Consider the following 19,465-nt stretch of genomic DNA (forward strand, 5'->3'; position numbering starts at 1 on the left):
CCATGCGCAACCCCCTGACGACGGCGGCGTTCCCGCCGCTGGTGCTGGCCCTTGCCGCCGCCGCTCCCGCCTCGGCTCAACAACCCGGCACTGCCGATGCGGCGACCGACCTGGACGCGGTGACGGTTTACGGGCGTCCACTGGGCCGGATTCCCGGAGAAACGGCGACCAAGACCGGCGCTGCGTTGCTGGAGACGCCGTTCTCGGTGAACGTGGTGCCGCGCGAACTGCTGGACCTGCGCAACGTGTCCAACATCGGCCAGGCCGCCGAGACCATCGGCGGCGTGCAGCGCACCATCGGGTTCTCCGGCAACCAGCGCTTCCGGATCCGCGGCTTCCAGGCCATCAGCACCTTGCGCGACGGTTTTCGCCAAAGCCTGTCCCAGCCGGAGATCGAGCTGCAGGGCGTGGAGAGCATCGAGGTACTGAAGGGCCCGGCATCGGCGCTGTATGGCCGCTTCGAACCCGGCGGCGTGATCAATTTCGTTTCCAAGCGCCCCCGCGACAGCTTCGGTGCCGAGGCTTCGGTCACCGCGGGCTCCGACGACTACCTGCGCTTGGGCATGGACCTGGGCGGGCGCCTGACGGCCGACGGCACCTTGCTGGGCCGGCTGAACCTGGCCCATGAAGACGCCGGCAGCTTCCGCGACGGCATCGACAACCGCCAGAGCTTCGTCTCGCCGGCCCTGGAGTGGCGGCCGGACGACGCCACCCGGCTGCTCGCGCGCCTGGAGTACCTGGCACGCGACGCCGCGTTCGATCGCGGGCTCGGCAACAGCCCCTTGTTCCTGCGGGTTCCGCCGGACCGCAACTACGGCGAGGCCTTCATGCGCATCCGCAAGGAGCAATGGAACGGCAGCCTGGAGTTCGATCGCCTGCTGGGCGCCGACTGGCGCCTGCGCCTGGGGGCGTTCTGGTCCGACGTCGAAGTGCCGCACGAGGAGTTCTTCAACTACGGTTTCCCGCTGCTCAGCGGCACTACGGTCAATCGCAATTTCGTCGCCTACCGCGAGCGGCAGAAAGACGCGACCGCGCAGGCCGAGCTCTACGGCAGCCTGCGCACCGGGCCGATCCGCCATCGCCTGCTGATCGGCGCCGAGCGCAGCATCGACCGGCTGGCGTACCTCGACGGCAAGATCGCCTACGGCAACCCGATCGATCTCTACCGGCCGGTACACGGCGCCAGGCCCCGCGACTATCTCGACACCGGCGACAGCCGCTACGAGTTCGATACCGCCGCGCTGTACCTCCAGGACGAGATGTCCTGGAAGCGCTGGCGCCTGTTGCTCGGCGGACGCTACGAGCGCACCGACACGCTGTCGTTCTACACCGGCGGCGTCGACCCCGCCGTCACCCGCCGCGACCGGCCGTTCTCGCCGCGCGCCGGCCTGTCCTATCTGGCGACGCCCGATCTGTCCTTCTATGCGAGTTGGGCGCGCTCGTTCCGCAACGAAGCCGATGCGGGGCTGCTGGAACGCGGGATCATTCCCAAGCCGACCCGCGGCGAGCAGGCCGAGATCGGCGTGAAATCGATCCTGATGGACGGCCGCATGGAGGCCACCGTGTCGGCATTCGATCTGCGCAAGACCGACGCGGTGGTGTCCGACCCGGTCGACTGGAACTTCGTGATCCAGGCCGGCGAACTGCGCTCGCGCGGCATCGAGGCCGAGGTGTCGATGCGCCCGTCGGACGCATGGACGCTGGTCGCTTCCTATGCCTTCACCGACGCGAGCATCCTGCAAGACACCAATGCATCGATCGTGGGCAATCGCCTGGCCGGCGTGCCGCGCCATCAGGCCAGCGTGTGGACGTCGTGGACCTTCGACGGCGCACTGTCCGGCCTTACCGTCGGCGGCGGCGTATTCCACGGCGGTAAGCAGGCGGCCACGACCTCCAACGGTTTCTTCCTGCCGTCCTACACACGGCTCGACTTGAATGCGCGTTACGCCTTCGACGAGCATCTCGACTTGTTGCTCAACGTGGACAACGTCACCGACGAGCGTTACTACATCACCGGCGGCTTCTCGCAACTCTACCCGCAGGCGCCGCGCTCGGTCCGGCTGACGCTGACCAAGCGCTGGTAGCGCAGGCCTGGACATCGGCGAGTCTTCGCAACGCCTTGCTCGTCCATTGCGGGAGCGGCCGTCGCCAATTCCGCGCGGCCGCGACCGACGCCCGGAGACGGCGCCCGCCCAAGCGCTCCGATAGAATCGACCAGGGCCTGGACGCCGGTGATGGTCCGCCGCGAGACCGAACTGGCTGCGCGCCGCGGCCACAGCGGAACCACCGGGCCGCTCCGTTTTGCCTGAGAGACCCATGGCCGATACCGTCATCCATATCCGCCGGGCCCTGCCGGGCGACCGACCCGCGCTCATCGAGGTCATGCGGCGGGCATCGCTCGCGGTCGAGACGGGCGAAGTGCTGCGCCGGTTGATGGAAGAACCCGGGCACATCGATCTCGACGTTCGCTTGTTCGCTTCCGGCCAAGTCGTATTGGCGGAAAGCGCCGGCGTACCGGTCGCATTCGCCTCCTACCTGGTCGAGAACGGCCATGCCGAACTCGACGGCATGTTCGTCGATCCCGCTCACTGGCGACGCGGGCTCGGGCGGTCGATCTTCGGCGCGGTCGAATTGGAATTGGCGCGTCGTGGGGTGCACAGCCTTCGCGTCGTCGCGGGGCCGGCGGCGGTGGACTTCTATCGCGCGGTCGGCTTCACCATCGTCGGCGAACAGACGACGTCTCTGGGACCGACGGTGCCGGTCATGCGGATCGCCATTCCCTGAGCCGCATCACCGGCGCAGACGAGCCCGTTCGCATTCGCGAAACGCCTGGTCATGCTCGCGTCGTCGGCCCCGAGCCGATTGTCCCGTGGACATTTTGACGCTCGTCGCGCTCTTACAACCGATACCCGCGGCGTCATCCGCGCAACCGCCGGATGCCAAGGCGAATTGTCCTGGACGAGTCGAAAAGACCTGATCGCTGCGATTGCGCGCATTGTCTTCGACCGGGCAACTCGCGTAGTTACGGACGAGCGCGATGTCCCGATTGCGGACATTTTTTTGAGACTTCTATCGGAGTGTCTCGATCTAATTTTGCTGCGTTGCGGCGAACGCGAGTTCACGGCCGCCCGTCTGTTTCCGCTCGCCGGAAACATGACTGCGGCGCGCTTTGTCGCCTTCGTTGACAGCGCTGTCATAGGTGTGCACGCTCCGCCTCGCACCAGCCGAGAGCGTGTCCGGGGCCGTTTGTCCCGAGGACAGCCAACAACCGCAAGACCAACCCTGGGGGGTTAAAGATGAAGTATTCGCTTCTCTATACCGCGGTGTTTTTAGCGCTCGCTTCCGGCGGCGCGATGGCCTCACCCAACGATCAGGCGCCGGACGAACCATCCGGCGAAACCGGCGCGCCCAAGACCCTGGACTCGGTGGTCGTCACCGGCACCAAGCGGGTAACGCCGCTGCAGAAGACGCCGGTGGCGATCAGCGCGATCAACGCCGAAACGCTCGGCAAAGAGCGGGTGATGACCGTGCAGGACATCACCAAGCTGGTGCCGAGCATGCAGGCCACCCGCCAGGGCGACCACGACGTCATCACCGTGACCTTGCGCGGCATCGGCAACGACCAGGCCAAGACCGAATACGCCGACCCGGAGGTGGCGATCTTCGTCGACGGGGTGTACTCGCCCCGCGCCGAAGCCGCCGCCGGCCTGCTGCTGGACATCGAAAGCGCGGAAGTGCTGCGCGGGCCGCAGGGCACCTTGTGGGGGCGCAACTCGACAGTCGGCGCGGTCAATTTCCAGACCGCCAAGCCGGAGATCGGCAGTTTCTTCGGCAACGCGCAGCTGTCGATCGGCAACTACAACGCCCTCGGCGCGCGCGGCGCGGTCAACCTGCCGATCAGCGATACGTTCGCGATGCGCGTGGCGTTCGCTCAGGAGCAACACGACGGTTACGTGGACTATCAAAATCCCTCCGCCCAGCTGCCCAACGTGGACGCGCAACGCGCCGCATACGCCGCTTCGGGCGGCGACCCCGCTCTGTTCCAGCCGATCAATGCGAACCTGTTCGTCACCCGCGGCGACAAGTACAACGCACAGGATCAGGCGGCCGTGCGCGTCAGCGCGCTCTGGCAACCCAGCGAGGCCTTCGCCTGGAACCTGGCGCTCGAGTACTTTCGCGACCGCGGCACGCCGAGCATGAACCTGATGCAGCGGCCCAGGCCCGGGCAGGATTTCTGGTCGGCGCTGATCGACACCGCGCCCTACATCGACCGCGACGCCTATGCGTTGCGCAGCCGCATGGATTGGGACATCAACGACGGCGTGCGCCTGAGCTACATCGCCGGATTCTCCCGGCTCGACGGCGCGTCGACCTACGACCAGGACAGCGGCGTGCAGGTGCCGACCAGCTTCACCACCGGCGCGACGTTCCAGGAGGACCGCACCAACAAGTCGAAGTACGAAAGCAGTTCGCACGAGTTCAATCTGGCCTCGACCGGCGACAACACCGTCGACTGGATCGTCGGCCTGTACTACGCCACCGAAGACAACTCGATGCGTTTCGACATTCCGCTGTTCAACGGCACTCAACAGGGCACGGTGGCCTGGCAGGGCTCGTTCATCCAGCCCAAGGAAACGGTCGACTCCTATGCCGGCTTCGGCCAGGCCACCTGGAACGTCAACGACGCCTGGCGCCTGACCGCCGGCGTGCGCTACACCGACGATCGGAAACGCAACGTCGGGGGGCGCGGCTGGGGCTGGGCCTACAACCCGGCGGTGCCGCAGGTGCCGATCTCCACCGGCACGATCCCGAGCCCGAGCAACGGCTTCAACGTCTCCACCGTCAACGACGGCAAGTACAGCCACAGCCAGACCACTTGGTTGCTGCGCACCGACTTCGACGTCGGCGACAACGGCCTGATCTACGCGAGCGCCTCCACCGGTTACAAATCCGGCGGCCTGCAGGACGGCGGCGCCACCTACGGTCACGAAGAGCTTACCAACTACGAGATCGGCGGCAAATTCAGCTTCATGCAGGGACGCCTGACCTGGAACAGCGCGCTCTACTACATGGACTTCAAGGACTTCCAACTGTCGGCGCCGGTCACCTTCCCCGACGGCAACCGCGGCCTGGGCTTCAGCAACGTCGGCGACAGCACGAAGGTATGGGGCTACGAAAGCGAACTGTCGGCGCTGATAGGCGAGAACGACCGTTTGAACCTCACTGTGTCGGGCATTCCGCAGAAGGAACTGGGCACCTTGCTGTACGCGGGCAGCAACGACTACCAAGGCCTTCCGGCCTGCCCGCCGGCGTCGGGCATCAGCAATTGCATGAACGTCAGCGGCAACGATCTGCCGCACGCACCCGACTTCGCCGTGACCCTGATGTGGGAACACGACTTCCATCTCGGCAACGGCGGCACCCTGACCCCGCGGCTCACCGCCCATTACGAGACCGAGTCCTGGCTCAGCGTGTTCAACCTCGGCGCCGAGGACCGGCAGAAGGCCTACGGCCGCGGCGACATCTCGCTGCGCTACGAGGAGCCGCAGCGGCGCTGGTGGGCCAGCGCGTACGTGCAGAACGTCACCGACGAGAAGACCCGCACCGCGGCCGGCCGCTTCAACGCCGGCGGCGGCCAGTACCTGTGGGTGTCGCAGTACCTGCCGCCGCTCACCTACGGCATGAGCATCGGCCTGAACTTCTGATCCGGTGAAAGGCGCACGCGGCGCGATCGACGGATCATCGCGTCGCGTGCCGGCTACTTCTTCGCTGCACGCGGCCGGTACTGCGGGGCAACCGCTCAGCGCACATGGCCGCTCGCCCATTCGGTCAGCACCTTGCGCTCGCTCGGCAGCATCTCGGTGGCGTTCCCGGGCGGCATGCGTTCGCTGCCCACCGCGACCGCGATCTGGCCGGCATAGCCAGGCAAAGTCTCGGAGGTAAACACGATTCCGCGAGGCGGCGCGGCCACGCCCGGAAAACTGGGTTGCGCAGCATGGCAGGCGGCGCAACGGCGCAGGACGATCTCTTGCGCGCGCAAGGGGCGCCTGTCGATTGCGGCCGCGGGTGTGGCCTCGTCAGGAACCGGATCCTGATGCCGCGCCCAGGCGAGCCAGCCTGCTCCGATGCCTGCCGCCAGCGCCGCACAGGCGGTGAGCCAGCGAATTCGCGCAGGCATGACGCCGCCGTTGCGGTGCGTCGCCTCCAGCACCCAACGCGAGACCACGCTGAGGACCAGGACCGCGGCGATCGTGAGAAAGGCGTGGCCGTTGGCCCGCACCATCGCGCCCATATGGCTCGACAGCATCAGGAAGACGACCGCCGGCAGCAGGTACGAATGCTGGTTACGCCGGTCCCAGAGTTGTTTCCTGGCAGGGTCGGGGCGCTCGCCCCGGACGAGAGCGTCGACCGCTGCGCGCGTCGCCGGGTACAGAAACCACAGGATATTGGCGGTGATGGTCACGCCCAACATCGCGCCGATCTGGATCATCGCGCCGTGCTGCGAAAACAGGTTTGCGTACACCCAGGCCCAGGCCAGGACATGGATCGCGCAGAAGCCGTCGTAAGTGCGTCGATACCGGAGCGGAATGCGGTTGATGGCCTCGTTGATCGACGGGGCACCCACCAGCCCCAGCAACGAAAACGTAACGGCCGCCCGCCCGGACATCGAGAACACGCCGGGGTCGAGCAGATAGGCCTGGGGCTGCCGGTAATAGATGAGGCCGAACAGCACCAGGCCGGTCAGGAACAGCCAGCGGATCTGGTTGAACGACCAGACCAGGCCTTCGAGCTGCGAAGCCGTCGGCGCGGCGACTTTCGTGGTCCGCCAGAAACCCAGGCTATGCGTATCCCAGACCTCCAGCTCGGCGTCCGGGCTTACCAGCGGACGGGCGCGGAACGCCAGGCGCCTGAGCCACAAGCCGAACCCCATCCAGGCGACCGCGGCGAGCACATGCAACCAGCGGGCGATGTCGACGACGAAATCGAGCAACGCGTCAACCATTAACAGACCTCCCTTAGCCCTGTCCCGACGATCGAAAGAACCGTCTCGACCGTCGGGCGCTTCCTGTTCCTGCTCGTATCGCCGGCAAACGCTACTTCCGAACCGAGTGGCGGTTCACTCACGCAGCCTCACTATGCGCACGGTCGCGGCGTGCACGGACCAGTCGCAGAACTTCATCGTTCCAGATCCCGGCGGAGTGCCTCCCGTGCCCCGAGAATCGGCGACCTCCATCGAGTCACACGCGGCACATCCGCGTCCTCGCCCAAACAGTGAGGACTACCACTCAAACAATCCATTACTCTGCATCTCGCTAAAAAGCGGATGCCTGCGCTACTTTAAATGTGCTTTTTTCTTTGTATCAGCAGCAATTACCTTTTGAGGCGCAACTGCTATTTGCGCTTGTGTTCAGAGACGATCCTGCGCGGCACGAACAGCATTGACTGCGCGTTGGAATCTGATAGATGCTGGCGGCAGGAGCAAGCCCCAAGGGACCAATGGACATCAAGACCACCGCATTTTCATCAGCACTCGCGGCCATCACGACCTGCTGTCGACTTCCTGCGAACAGTGCGGCGAATCGGCATGCAGCGCAGCATCCGGTCGGAAAATTTCAGCGAATCAACCCGAGACGACCACCGCCCCGACCGATCTTGAAAGTACGATTGAATCGCTGAATTACCTTCAGGCCAGAACGCTGCTCCTCGAAAGGGGATGGACCCCGGTGGTTAGCAAGACCTGCAACAAGGATGTCGTCGGCAGCTACGAGTAAGAGTGCATAGCCAAGAAGGGGGGGCTCTTGGTGCCATCTCTGCACCGAACTGCCTGAGCTACAGTCGTGCACATCAAATGGGTTGTGCTTGATGCAATTCTCTCTTTCTGGAAACACAAACATAATTTCGATCACGACATATGGCGACATCAATACTTGGCAGGCCCCTCCGGAAAAGATGGAGCTCATGATTCAAGCGGCGGCACTGGCAGCTTCAAACTAACGCCACTTATTGCTGTGACGACAGAAGTATCTTCAGCACTCAGCTTATGATAAGTACGCACCAAGCCCGGAACATAACCAGTTGATGATCGATATCCACCTCAATAGGACGCCAATCGGCAACTTGAGTGCGCGAGCGCATGAAGCCGTACTGTTTCGCGACCTCGCCGTCGTTAATTCGCAGGCCATCCAAAAGCTTGGGCCGACACCCATCAGGGAACTGCCGTATCAGCCGAAGCGGAAGCCCTCAGTGCAGCGATCCGTCAAAGCGAAGTCTGCGCCAGCGGGCACAGATCAAATGGAGAATAAGACGATGAGATTTCGCGACCTTTCCGTCGCTGCCGCGATAGCTGTGGGGGGGCTTTCGGCTTGCGATGCTGCTACACAAGCAAATGAGCCGAAACCTGCGCTAGCTGGGGTAACTACCGTCCAACAGACTAAGACGCTGGATTCGAAGTACAAGGCCGGGATGGCTTATGCGCCCTTCCGAAAATCGTTGATCGCTGACGGGTGGCAGCCGGCGGCGAGCCAGGACGAATGCCTGAAGGTGACTGTAGGCGATGACTATAAGAGTCGCTGTGAGGCAAAAGAGGTAGCTGACGTATGTCGGGTCTGTACCGATTTTCGTGAGATCAGCGGTTGTGCCGACGATGGTTACTGCTACATGACTTTCTCGAACGATGGCCAAAGCCTGAGTGTGAAGGCATATGGGGACATCATGAGGCTGCGTCATGACGGGTCAGAGCCAATAGTTGAAGAATGGGCAATATCGGTGAAGTAAGTTGAGGACTGCAGGGAGGCGTCGACATGGGAAATGCATTAGGCGATCTGATCAGCAAAGGAGAAGGACACTACAACTCGTACAACAAGGGCACAACCGTAATCAATGGGAAGAACAGAATTGTTGGTGCGACTGAGGCGATCGATTTCTCTGAGATGCAGATCTCCGAGATCATGCGCCGGCAAGCGCTGCCATCAGGCGATCCGGATAGGCTATTTGCCGTTGGCAAATTTCAGGTCATTCCAAAAACAATGCTAATGACAGTCGGAGATCTGAAATTCGATGTCTCCGAGAAGTACACCCCCGAGAATCAGGAGAAAATGTTCGCGGACCACCTGATCAGGATGAAGCGCATCGATATATACAGGTACATCGTCAGCGCTGAGGGCGCGACTCTGCACGATGCTCAGAAGGCCGCCTGCTTGGAATGGGCTAGCGTAGAAGACCCGGACAACCCGGGGCATGCCTATGCTCGCTATGAGAAGCATGGCAACAGAATGCATACGACAGCTGCCGAAATTGGCGAAGCACTCAATACGATGCGGGCGCAGTACAAATCGGCCGTCGAAAAGGGAATGCAGCCCGACGAAGCCTGGCGGCATGTGACGATCGGGGATCTGGCGCCTACCAAGTGGCAGGGCGTTCCGTATACGGTTCCTGATCCGCGCTCCCTCGCCTTAGGCGACCGCAATTCGGATGTTCGCGCTTTACAGGAAAGTCTGAGTGCCCTCGGGATCACAGATGCGCATGGGAATACCCTCGCTGCTGATGGAGAATTCGGAAGAAGCACGCAGGAAGCGGTAATCAACTTCCAGCGGCAGCAGAAGCTTGTACCTACCGGGACTGCCGACATAACAACCCTTAGTGCAGTACAGGCACGTATTGATCTTAATGATCCGCTACGGGAAATTCGTCAGTTTCAACCGCCGACCCAACGCGACGATTGGCTGCAGACCGACGAAAACGGCCTTCCGAACTACCTGCACGCCGCCGCACAGAAACCCAAGCATGACGACCCTCGACAGACCCGGAGCGCCGTGGCGGACGGCACGCTGAAGCTCGGCGAGCGCGGCCCGGAGGTCGCGAAGCTGCAAGAGAGCCTGATCCAGCTCGGCATCAACGATCACGTCAAACAGCCGCTCAAGGCGGACGGCGTATTCGGCCCCGACACGCAGCGGGCGGTACAGGCTTTCCAACTCTGGCACGGCATCGATCAGGTCAACGGCATGGCCGATCGACAGACGATGGCCGCCATCAACACGCAAGCCGGTCTGGCGATCATCCAGCGGACGGCCGACCACGTGCAGGGCGTGCCTGCGCGAGACTTCGTCGCCAACGTCAACATCGCTGCGCGTCCCGATCCGAATGCAGCGGCCAATCCACGCGAGGCTGGCTACACTCCCCCGAGCCTAGCCGCGGCGCCTCCGGTGCAGGCCGCGCCAACCCCGCAGGAGGCGGGGCTGAAGGCCACTCCCATCAACACCACCCCTACGGCAGACGCGGTTCGCCTGTCGCCGGGCGACCAAGCGATGTTCGCGAAAATCCGCGGAAACGTGGCGGCCGATATACCGGACGATACAGTCGCCGCGGCGATGCTGGCGGCCAAACGCAACGGCATACCCGACGCCGAGAGCATAGGACCGGTCGGCGTCGCCAACGGAAAGCTTTGGGTCGGCGCACACATCCCGGGCCTTCATACCGGCATCTCGGTCACCGACCCGGCCCCGCCGATGCAGGACACTTTGCGCGAAGCGCAGGCCTTCAATCAGGAGCGCGATCGGCAATCGTCGCAGGAGGCCGGACAGCGCGGTCAGGATGATCCGGACCGCGGCCCCAAGATGTAGTCGGACGAGCATTTCTCACCACCGAGCCGCAACATGGTTTCATCGCCGGCCGGACCCATCGTCAATCGTCGACCTCGCCCGAGCCATCCCCTGCATCCTTCGGATCGCGCGCGCCCGAGCGCGCGAGCCAAGCGCCCTCGTCTGCCGCGTCGAACTTTCCAAAGCTCCTCAGTTTTACGGCAGCCACCGTGCACAGGACTGCAGACCCGATCGCCAGCCAATAGATCCATTTCGCCGAGGATGCGATCGCCGGGTGGATTACGATGACTACCAAACAGCAGATCAAGGTGGCAGCGCCACCTCAGAAAGCCGCTATCCAAAGCTTGCGAGCCGGAGGATAGCCCGTTGCCGCCTCCATTGGATTAGGCTTCATTGATCTCCCTCCATGGCCAAACGCCCGGCTCAAGCCGAATCGCGGCCTGGCTTTGGCTTAATGTCGCACATGCCTCCTGCGAGACCTCGGGTCGCTGCATCCCATAGGCCTGGAGGGACATTCGTCGTGACAGGATGAGCGAACCTCACGCCCGGACCAAGCCCAGGTCCCGCAACATCTTTCTGTAGGCCACCGACGCCAGGTCTGCGCCGAAGGACTGTTCGGAGTCGCTCGTCAGGTCGATATACCTCGGCCGCTGCCTTTCAACGACAGCAAGGTCGTCGGCTTGCACCTTCTGCGAGAAGGCATTGACCTCCGCATCCGAGCCCAGCCTCAACGATTTATCGAATCGGATCGGGTAGAACCAGACGCACTGCTCCTCGCCGACGGGAGAGGCGCAGTTGAAGATGGTGAACAGCCCGTCCGGGAAATAGATGTCCAGGACGGCGATAAATGGCGTATGGATCCGGTAGGCGCGGCGCCAGATGAAATCCTTTGGGCACGAATGGCCGATCGGATAGTTGCCCAGCGAGCTGCTGTACTCGAAATCGAAGCCCCGGTCGAACGGCTCGACCTTGTACGCCGGCATGGCCTCGGCGGTGCAATCGTTGAACGTCGCCCGATGCACGAATGGCAGGTGCGAGATATCCATGAAGCCTTCGACCTGGCGGCCAGCCGATGCGTTGACAGTTACAGGCGGCGCCACCACCAGCCGCTGGCGTTCGCTCTCGTGCTCTGGCCCGAAGTCGTAGAAAACGCCTGCTCCAAGGCTGGTCCACAGCAGCCCATGGGACTCGACGCTGGGGTAGGAGCGCAGGTCGAACCGCTTCAGGTTCTGCACTTGGGGATGAGCCGGAATTCTGGAACAGGCCCCCAGATGGGCGAATCGCAGACCGTGATAGGGACACTGCAACCCGGCTTCGCTCACCGCTCCTGCGGAGAGCGTTTCGCCCCGATGCGGGCAGCGGTCGTCCGCGACCACCGCTTCGCCCTGAATTTTGTAGATGACCAGCGGCCTGCCGAGCAGCACGGCCGCCAGGGGCTTGCCCTCCGCCGTCGCGGCCTCGAGGTCCTGCAGTCTCGCAACCGGGTAGTAATGGTCGATGAGTTTCTCTGAGTAGCTCATAAGTCCTCCGATTGCGGACCGTCGATGGCATTGTCAGGCTCTTGGTCACGCCACCGTGCTGCCGCCGACGCCCGCGCTTCGCAGCGCCGGGTCAGCTCGTCTCGTGCACCGCGCGATATCCGGTCAGATAGGTCCCCCACCACGCCTGCAGTAGCGGCAGAACCACCATCAGCGCCATCGCGCGCATTTCGCCGTGGCCGCCGCTTCCGCCCAGCCATCCGATGGTCGCGACCACCGCCACCGCGCCCAGCGCGCCACTGACGCGTTGCACGATGTGAACCAGCGTGGCGGCGCCGCCGATGTCCTTTCGGTCCACCGCGGCATAGGCGGCCGTGGTGGCCGGGTTCGTCGTCCAGGCCGACCCGATGCCGCGGACGAACATGAGCGCCGCGGCGATGTCGGGCGGCACCGCGACCAGGGCAAAGGGCGCCGCCGACACCGCCAGCATGGCGGCGCCGGCCAGAACCACGGGCCGGGGGCCGAAGCGGTCCACCAGGTTACCGGCGAGATACAGCGCGCAGGCCGTTCCGGCCCCCATGAACACCAGCATCGCGCCGATCTGCGAGTGGCTCATCCCATGCTTGGCGTGGAAGTACAGCGGAAACAACAGCAGCCCCCCGAACAGGTTGGCGCTGTTTGCCACGCCCAGCAGCGACGACGCGCGGAACTGGCGATTTCGCATCAGCTCGAGTGCCAGGAGCGAGGACTTGCCCGTGCGCGCAACCGCGACGAACAAGGCCAGAAGCACGGCGCTGCCGCCGAGGGTCAGCCAACCGTTCCCCGAGGGCTGGCGGGAGGTGATCTCCGCCGCCCCGTACAGCGCCAATGGCAACCCGGTCGCGATGAGGACCAGCTGTCCCAGAGGCAGCCTGAGCCCAGGCTGCGCGACGCCACCGGGCATCACCTTCGCCGCCCACACCGCGGCGATCGCTCCCAGCGGCACGTTGATCCAGAACAGCCACCGCCATGAAGCGACATCGACCAACCAGCCGCCGATGCCCGGCCCGATCGCTGCGGCCAGGCTGATCAAGGTGCCGACGACGCCGAGGACGCGGCCCATCTGATCGCGCTCGGCGCCTCCTATCAGGATGGCGTGCCCGGTCGGAAGCAGGAGGCCGGCTGCCAGCCCCTGGACGATACGAGCGGCGATCAGGGTGTCGAGACTGGTCGAGAAGGCGCAGCCGACCGACGCCCCGATGAAGATCGCCAAGGCCGCGCCCCAGACGCGCCCGTGCCCGAACCGGCCGCCGAACCATGTCGAGGTCGGCAGCGAAACGGCGATGGCGATGAGATAGCTGGACACGATCCACTGCGCGTCTTCGAGCGGTGCGTTGAGGTCGGCTTGCACGGAGATCAGGACGAGACCGGCCAGCGTCGCATCCAGCATCACCAGCATCCCGCCCATCCCGGAGACCAGGCCGATGGACCACACGCGTCGCGGGATGCGGGATGGGCTCATGGCATAGGTGTGCGCGACACCATCCTTGCGGACGACGAGCCGGGGGCGGCGGTGGCTGCGCCTGCCGTGGCCGGAGGACCGGCCTGATCCTCGATGACTGCCAACCAGGCCAATGCCAGCACCAGAGCGAGCGCGGCAGCGACGCCGGCCCAGCGCAATCGCGCCGGCACGATGCCGTGGTTGCGGTGGACCATCTCGATTACATGGCGCGAGGCCAGGCTGAGGGCCAGCACGACGACGATGGTGGCGAATGCATGGCCATTGGCTTTGACGGCGCTCCCCATGTGGCTGGAAAGCATCAGGAAGACGATCGCGGGCAGGAGAAACGAGTGCTGGTTGCGTCGATCCCAGTACTGCTTCCTGAGCGGATCGGGCTGTTCGCCGCGCATCACCGCGGCTATCGCCGCACGCGTCGCCGGATACAGATTGCCGAGTATGTTGACCGATACGGTCGTTCCGAGCATCGCACCGATCTGGATCATCGCGCCGTGCTGCGAGTACCGGTCCGCGTAGAACGACGTCCAGGCCAGAACATGCAAGGCGCACGCGAAGTAATAGAGCGTCTTGCGATGCAGCTGGATGCGATTGATCGCTTCATTGATCAGTGGAGCGCCGATCAGCCCGGCCAGCGACAGGGCGATCGCCGCGCGGGACGACAGCGACACCTCGGCGGGGTCGAGCAGGTAAACCTGGGGTTGCCGGTAATAGATCAGACAGAAAAGCAGCAGGCCGGTACCGAACAGCCAACGAATCAGGTTGAACGACAGGACCAGCCCTTCCAGATCGGAGGCCTTCGCCTGGGCGACTCTTTCGGTTTGCCAGAATCCGAGGCTATGGGTGTCCCAGACCTCAAGGTCGGTCGAAGAGTCGAGCACCGGGCGGGCCCTGATCGCGAGCCTGCGCAGCCACAGCACGAAGCCCAACCAGGCGATCGCGGCGATCACATGCAGCCAACGCAGGATATCGGTCATGAAATCGATCAAGGCATCCATCATCAGGATCTGTTCCGGCTGATCCGGCAGCGGTTCCAGTCTGCTGCGTTGTCGCCCCACTTCGTTCGGCGTCGAAAAACCGGTGGTAACGCACAGGAGTCGGGAGCGCTGCTCATGCGGTGGCCAGCCCCATTTCGCGCAACAGGCGCCGGTAGTAAACGGAAGCGAGATCCGCGGCGAACGACGCTTCGCCGGACTCCAGCGGAAGATGGCGCGGCTGCTGGTTTTCCACCATCAGCCGGTCCTCGGCGAAGATGCGGGCGTTGAAATTCTTCACCGCCTCGTCCGTGCCGAGTTCCAGGTCGAAACACACCGGAGAGAACAGCACGGTGCGGTCGTTCGCCACCGGACTGGCGCCGTTCAAGATGTTCAGGCGCCCGTTGGGGAAGTGCACCGTCAGGTGGGCCAGATAAGGAAGGCGGACGTCGAAGCTGCGACGCCACACGAAGTCGTCCGCCGTCATTCCGCTGCCGACCGCGTAATTCGAGACCGTGCTGCAATACTCGAAACGCAGCCGGCCTTCGTCGACCTGGACCGAATATGCAGGCACGGCCGCGTTGGCGGGGTCGGCGAAGGTCGTGGTGTGCACGTGCGCGAAATGCGCCACGTCGATGAAGCCCTCCACTTGCCGGCCCGCACTGGCGGCGATCGGCACCGGATCCGGCGCCACCTGGCGAAATGCGGGGTCGTCCCAATCGGGGCTCAGTTCCGGGAACGGCGGCGGTGCAGGCCCAAGGCAGGTCCAGACCAGTCCGCAGCGCTCCACCACGGGATAAGTGGACAGTTGGAACTGCCGCGACGGCGTCAGGTGCGGATGTGCCGGTATATGAGTGCAGCGTCCCTCATGCCCGAAAGCCAGCCCATGATAAGGACAGATCAACATGCCTTCCCGATGCTGGCCCAGGCTGAGCCGCGTGCCGCGATGCGGGCAACGATCGGCGGCCACGACGATCTGCCGGCCGGCCCGATACAACACGAGGTCGTTCTCCAACAGCGATGCGCAGACCGGGCGGTCGCGCACGTCCTCGCTGCGCGCTATCGGATACCAGTACGGCATCAGCTCAGCGTGCATGGTCGCTCGCCCATTGCGTCACCGCCTTGCGCTCGTCCGGCTGCATGTCGGTGGCATTGCCGGGCGGCATGCGCTCGCTCTGCACTACCGCGGCGATCAGCCCCGCATACACAGGCAGGGTTTCGGAGGTGAAGACGATGCCGCGCGGAGGCGAGGCCATGCCCGGGAAACTCGGCTGCGCGGCATGGCAAACCGCGCAGCGGCGTTGAACGATCGCGCCGGCGCGCGAGGAAGCATCGCCGGCGACGGCTGAGCCGGCGACCGGAGTCGGTCCCGAGGGCTCGATCGGCTGCGCGGTAACGCTTGCCGGAGCAGGCATTTCAGTATGAGCGGCGACCCGTTCGGCGGGAGAGCGCGGCAAGGCCATCCAGGTCATGGCCAGCCCGAGCACCACGACCGCAGCCGCGGATATCCAGCGCTGCTGGATCGGCATGACCCCGCCGTTGCGGTGGGTGACATCGAAGACCCAGCGAGCCCCGACGCTCAAGGCCAGCACGACGGCGATGGTCAGGAACGGGTGGCTGTTGGCGCGGACCAGGCTTCCCATGTGACTGGACAGCATCAGGAAGACGACCGCCAAAGTGATATGCGCATGCAGGCCGCGTCGATCCCAGTGCAGCCGGTCGACGGGATCCGGCTGCTCGCCCTTCAGCACCGCGTCATAAGCCTTGCGCATTCTCGGATAAAGCCACCACAGGACATTGGACGCGATCACTACGCCCAGCATGGCGCCGATCTGGATCATGGCGCCGTGTTGGGAGAACAGGTTCGCATACAGCCACACCCAGCCGAGGAGGTGAGCGATGGTTGCGGCGATGTACAAGGCCTTGTGACGCAGCGGTATGCGGTTGACCAATTCGTTGAGGAGCGGCGCGCCTACCAGCCCTAGCGCCGAGATTTCGATCGCGTCGCGGGCAGACAACCGCGCGACACTGGGGTCGACCAAGTATGCGAGCGGTTGCCGGTAGTAGATCAGGCCGAACAGCACGATCCCGCTGCCGATCAGCCAGCGAATCTGATTGAACGACCACACCATGCCGTCCAGTTCCGCCACGCTAGGCGCGTTGACTTTCGAGCTCCGCCAGAACGACAGGCTGTGCGTGTCCCAGACCTCCAGCTCGGCCCGCTGATTCAGGAGAGGCTTGGCGCGCAAGGTCAGACGCCTTACCCAGAGGCCGCCCCCCAGCCAGGCGACCGCAGCGAGTACATGCAGCCAGCGGCTCAGATCGGCCGCCAAGTCGAGCAATGTCCCTATCATTGCGGAGTCTCCTGGTGCATCTCGCGATCGCCGCGGCTGCTTCGCGTTTCGTATTGCATGCGGGGGCGGTTAATCGGTTGAACCGTCGGCCCTGTACCAATCGGGGCTACCGGCAAACGCATTGTCCCGGGATACGGCGCCATCGATCCCATCGTTCGGCGCGCCGGGTCAAGCGGCATGAACGCGGCCCGGCGGTGCTCGTGAAGTGGGCATGCGAGGCCCGACTCCGAGCTTGCGGCCGCGCCGTGGAGGTCTCTTCAATCCCGGAAACAGGTGCGAGCGTTCGAGCCGCTCGCAGCAGCTGCGCCGATCATCTCCGACCCCCCTTCATTACTTCCCTGCCGGTCCGCGCTGCGGATGCGGTACGTAAGGCAACGCTATCAGATAGGACGCGGGCCACTTCTGTGCACGAATCCTCATAACGTCGGACGCTCACTCTTTCTCACCCGTGCGCAGTCGCGTGGGACCGAGCCGCTCTTCCATAGAACGAATAACATTTCAAAGCCACTGGCCGGCCGGCGACTACGCCATCAGCGACGACGGCGCGATTACGTCGGGGCGTACCAGGTTCACCGCTTCGATCAGTCCACACTCGCGTGCGACGGCATGGTCCACCGCTGCCCAGAAGACCGGAAGCCAGCCGCGCGGGAATAGACGAGACAACTGCGAGCGCATCGCTGCGTTTTCGGCATGGTCGACACGCAATCGTTTCAATCCCTCGCAGCTCAGGAAGACGATACCGCCGTCGCGGTCCACACCGCTCTCATGATCGGACCGCTCGCGAACGATCGCCTCGGCTACGGGACGCCGCCAGTCGGTCGCGTATCGGTTGAAATCGGCAGGCTCCAGCAGCGTGGAAAAGCGGCAGTCGCTCGTATACCAGCAGTCGTGCAACAGCGCCGATACCATGGTCATGTTGGAAGCGCGAGCTTCGTAACGGCTCATCCCCGCGGGGCGAGCGCAGCCGCCATTCGACAGCAGCGTCCTCAGTCTGGCCGAAGCCTCCGGAGCCAATCCCATCTGCAACGCCACGCGTTCGACACACGCACCGCGCCCCAGGTCGTCGAAGTACAAGCCGCGCGCTCCGGCTGGGGAGAACGGATGGTAGCTGACGTGCATACCCATAAAGCGTCCCGTCCTTAGGCCGGCCGGCCAAGCGATTCCAACACAGGCCAGTGGATCGCCAGCCGCCGACTTCCCGTATCTCAGCACTCCCTATGACGAACGCCGCACGGCGCCGGCTGCGGCCAGCCGTCGCCAAGGCTGCGCAGCATGGCCGTGCGCATCCGGGTCCGCACGTGACCGACGACACGTAAGCCTTGCCGCCCAAGGCCATGCAGCGGCTGGAATCGTGAAGCGCCCCGATAGCCTGCCGGCCCCGAACCGGCGCTGGCCGCGCGGTACCGATGCTGGAACCCGGCGCTCAGGCGAGGACGGGATCCGCGCGGTGGCGCTCTCGGGCGACCCTACCGGGATCGGCGGCTCCAGCCGTGTGCGGACGCCGCCTTCAACTGGACTTCGCAGAACCTCATGCCATGTCGCCCGCCTCGATCGAGCATCCGCGCGCCGCCCGGCCAGCAGAGATTTCCGAGCCTTTGTTTGAGGAGGCCTTCGCGTGGCGAGTCACCTTTCGGCCTGCATAAGGGATCGATCCGCATCGGGGCCCAGATAGCTTGATGTCTCGCCCGGTGGCTTGTTCCCGCTTTGCTCCTGCAGCGCCAGTTCCGACAGCTTCTCGAGATTGCGTATCGACAGCAGATGGGTGTAGATCAGGCCGAGAGCGCCGGTCCGGAACAGTTCGGGCAGTTGCGCATGGTCCAGCTTCATCAGCTTTTCTTCCGACACCGCGTAGACACCGTTCAAACTCGCCTGCGGCGGGTCGCCCGCACCAAAGCGGATTACCCGCTCTTCCAGCAAATCCAATTCCTTGAGCTTGGCGGCGAATTGGGCGGTGCGCTTGAACTCGGCGTGAAGTTCCTGCAGGAAGCCCATCGCCCGGGCGAGGCTCTCCGTGTCGGAGCCATCGGCGCCGAACAGGGGTTCGCCTTCTTCCTCCGACAAGCCTTTGCAGGCCATGTCCACGCACATCGTCACCGTGCCGGTGTCGCGGTCCTCCGCCAGGACGAACGGGTACTGGCGCAGGAAGGCCGGCACGTAGCCGCGGCGCCAGCGGTCGCGCTCGTCCACATACAGGTTCTGCTGGTTGCGCAGCCCCACGAGTACCGCAGGCAGGAAGTCGCCGTCGGCCAATTTGGCGAAGACGATCGCGTACTCGGTGGCCGCATCGGGGAACTCGGTCGTGACTATCGGCACCGAGTTGAGCCTGGCTGCGAAGCGGGCGTTGTCGTGCGAGGCACGAATGCGCAAGCGGCGATGGCTATCGCGGTTGAGCGGAACGACGCGGTCGTAGATCAGCATGATTCCGGTTCCTGATGCCAGTCGGCGAACGCACCGACGTGAGCGCGAGGTGGCTGTATCGGCATTGTGGTTTCAACCTCCGGCGCACGGGCGCCTGCCGTGGCGCGTGGCGCCTTAGCGCCGGACGGTCATTGCGGCTCGGACGCGG

At 64.3% G+C, this 19,465-nt stretch carries 14 protein-coding genes; 5 read left to right on the top strand and 9 right to left on the bottom strand.

Annotated features, from left to right (window positions below):
- Positions 1–2: 2 nt before the first annotated feature.
- The 3 genes from AC6CH2_RS06985 (at position 3) to AC6CH2_RS06995 (ending at position 5,705) form a co-directional block, all read left to right on the top strand.
- On the top strand, positions 3–2,084 hold the full coding sequence (locus AC6CH2_RS06985) for a TonB-dependent siderophore receptor (protein ID WP_498268586.1): 2,082 nt from the start codon (positions 3–5) through the stop codon (positions 2,082–2,084).
- Positions 2,085–2,316: 232 nt separating this feature from the next.
- The gene (locus AC6CH2_RS06990; protein ID WP_498268587.1) at positions 2,317–2,784 is read left to right on the top strand and encodes a GNAT family N-acetyltransferase; all 468 of its coding nucleotides are present in this window, start codon (positions 2,317–2,319) and stop codon (positions 2,782–2,784) included.
- Positions 2,785–3,296: 512 nt separating this feature from the next.
- The gene (locus AC6CH2_RS06995; protein WP_498268588.1) at positions 3,297–5,705 is read left to right on the top strand and encodes a TonB-dependent receptor; all 2,409 of its coding nucleotides are present in this window, start codon (positions 3,297–3,299) and stop codon (positions 5,703–5,705) included.
- 95 nt (positions 5,706–5,800) lie between these two features.
- Here AC6CH2_RS06995 and AC6CH2_RS07000 read toward each other — a convergent pair whose 3' ends face one another.
- Entirely contained in the window at positions 5,801–7,003 is a 1,203-nt protein-coding gene (locus AC6CH2_RS07000) for a urate hydroxylase PuuD (RefSeq protein WP_498268589.1), read from the bottom strand.
- A 1,076-nt stretch (positions 7,004–8,079) separates the two neighbouring features.
- Here AC6CH2_RS07000 and AC6CH2_RS07005 point away from each other — a divergent pair.
- A complete protein-coding gene (locus AC6CH2_RS07005; protein ID WP_498268590.1) occupies positions 8,080–8,775 on the top strand; it encodes a hypothetical protein in 696 nt (231 codons plus the stop codon).
- A 26-nt stretch (positions 8,776–8,801) separates the two neighbouring features.
- Positions 8,802–10,619, top strand: a complete 1,818-nt coding sequence (locus AC6CH2_RS07010; RefSeq protein ID WP_498268591.1) for a peptidoglycan-binding domain-containing protein — start codon at positions 8,802–8,804, stop codon at positions 10,617–10,619.
- 61 nt (positions 10,620–10,680) lie between these two features.
- Here the strand turns inward: AC6CH2_RS07010 and AC6CH2_RS07015 are convergent, their stop codons facing one another.
- From AC6CH2_RS07015 to AC6CH2_RS07050, 8 genes are all read right to left on the bottom strand, one after another.
- Positions 10,681–10,893 (bottom strand): hypothetical protein, encoded by a 213-nt coding sequence (locus AC6CH2_RS07015; protein WP_498268592.1) that lies wholly within the window; start codon positions 10,891–10,893, stop codon positions 10,681–10,683.
- Positions 10,894–11,137: 244 nt separating this feature from the next.
- Positions 11,138–12,118: a Rieske 2Fe-2S domain-containing protein gene (locus tag AC6CH2_RS07020; RefSeq protein ID WP_498268593.1), complete on the bottom strand. Its 981-nt coding sequence runs from the start codon at positions 12,116–12,118 to the stop codon at positions 11,138–11,140.
- A 91-nt stretch (positions 12,119–12,209) separates the two neighbouring features.
- Entirely contained in the window at positions 12,210–13,514 is a 1,305-nt protein-coding gene (locus AC6CH2_RS07025; RefSeq protein WP_498268594.1) for an MFS transporter, read from the bottom strand.
- A 59-nt stretch (positions 13,515–13,573) separates the two neighbouring features.
- Positions 13,574–14,548, bottom strand: coding sequence for a urate hydroxylase PuuD (locus AC6CH2_RS07030; protein WP_498268595.1), 975 nt, complete (start codon positions 14,546–14,548; stop codon positions 13,574–13,576).
- A 133-nt stretch (positions 14,549–14,681) separates the two neighbouring features.
- Positions 14,682–15,641, bottom strand: coding sequence for a Rieske 2Fe-2S domain-containing protein (locus AC6CH2_RS07035; RefSeq protein ID WP_498268596.1), 960 nt, complete (start codon positions 15,639–15,641; stop codon positions 14,682–14,684).
- Positions 15,631–16,899, bottom strand: coding sequence for a urate hydroxylase PuuD (locus AC6CH2_RS07040; RefSeq protein ID WP_498268597.1), 1,269 nt, complete (start codon positions 16,897–16,899; stop codon positions 15,631–15,633). The genes AC6CH2_RS07035 and AC6CH2_RS07040 overlap by 11 nt, the downstream gene beginning before the upstream one ends.
- A gap of 522 nt (positions 16,900–17,421) precedes the next feature.
- Positions 17,422–18,024 (bottom strand): hypothetical protein, encoded by a 603-nt coding sequence (locus AC6CH2_RS07045; protein ID WP_498268598.1) that lies wholly within the window; start codon positions 18,022–18,024, stop codon positions 17,422–17,424.
- Between the two features lie 498 nt (positions 18,025–18,522).
- Positions 18,523–19,317, bottom strand: a complete 795-nt coding sequence (locus AC6CH2_RS07050) for a SapC family protein (protein WP_498268599.1) — start codon at positions 19,315–19,317, stop codon at positions 18,523–18,525.
- Positions 19,318–19,465 lie beyond the last annotated feature (148 nt).

It is taken from the genome of Lysobacter sp. GQ73 (assembly GCF_059758755.1).

Bases quoted from the DNA above. Each gene is read 5' to 3' on its own strand.
- AC6CH2_RS07010 (WP_498268591.1), top strand. From the start codon at position 8,802: ATGGGAAATGCATTAGGCGATCTGATCAGCAAAGGAGAAGGACACTAC.
- AC6CH2_RS06990 (WP_498268587.1), top strand. From the start codon at position 2,317: ATGGCCGATACCGTCATCCATATCCGCCGGGCCCTGCCGGGCGACCGA.
- AC6CH2_RS06985 (WP_498268586.1), top strand. From the start codon at position 3: ATGCGCAACCCCCTGACGACGGCGGCGTTCCCGCCGCTGGTGCTGGCC.
- AC6CH2_RS06995 (WP_498268588.1), top strand. From the start codon at position 3,297: ATGAAGTATTCGCTTCTCTATACCGCGGTGTTTTTAGCGCTCGCTTCC.
- AC6CH2_RS07020 (WP_498268593.1), bottom strand. From the start codon at position 12,118: ATGAGCTACTCAGAGAAACTCATCGACCATTACTACCCGGTTGCGAGA.
- AC6CH2_RS07025 (WP_498268594.1), bottom strand. From the start codon at position 13,514: ATGCTGGTGATGCTGGATGCGACGCTGGCCGGTCTCGTCCTGATCTCC.
- AC6CH2_RS07005 (WP_498268590.1), top strand. From the start codon at position 8,080: ATGATCGATATCCACCTCAATAGGACGCCAATCGGCAACTTGAGTGCG.
- AC6CH2_RS07040 (WP_498268597.1), bottom strand. From the start codon at position 16,899: ATGATAGGGACATTGCTCGACTTGGCGGCCGATCTGAGCCGCTGGCTG.
- AC6CH2_RS07050 (WP_498268599.1), bottom strand. From the start codon at position 19,317: ATGCTGATCTACGACCGCGTCGTTCCGCTCAACCGCGATAGCCATCGC.
- AC6CH2_RS07030 (WP_498268595.1), bottom strand. From the start codon at position 14,548: ATGACCGATATCCTGCGTTGGCTGCATGTGATCGCCGCGATCGCCTGG.
- AC6CH2_RS07045 (WP_498268598.1), bottom strand. From the start codon at position 18,024: ATGGGTATGCACGTCAGCTACCATCCGTTCTCCCCAGCCGGAGCGCGC.
- AC6CH2_RS07035 (WP_498268596.1), bottom strand. From the start codon at position 15,641: ATGCACGCTGAGCTGATGCCGTACTGGTATCCGATAGCGCGCAGCGAG.
- AC6CH2_RS07000 (WP_498268589.1), bottom strand. From the start codon at position 7,003: ATGGTTGACGCGTTGCTCGATTTCGTCGTCGACATCGCCCGCTGGTTG.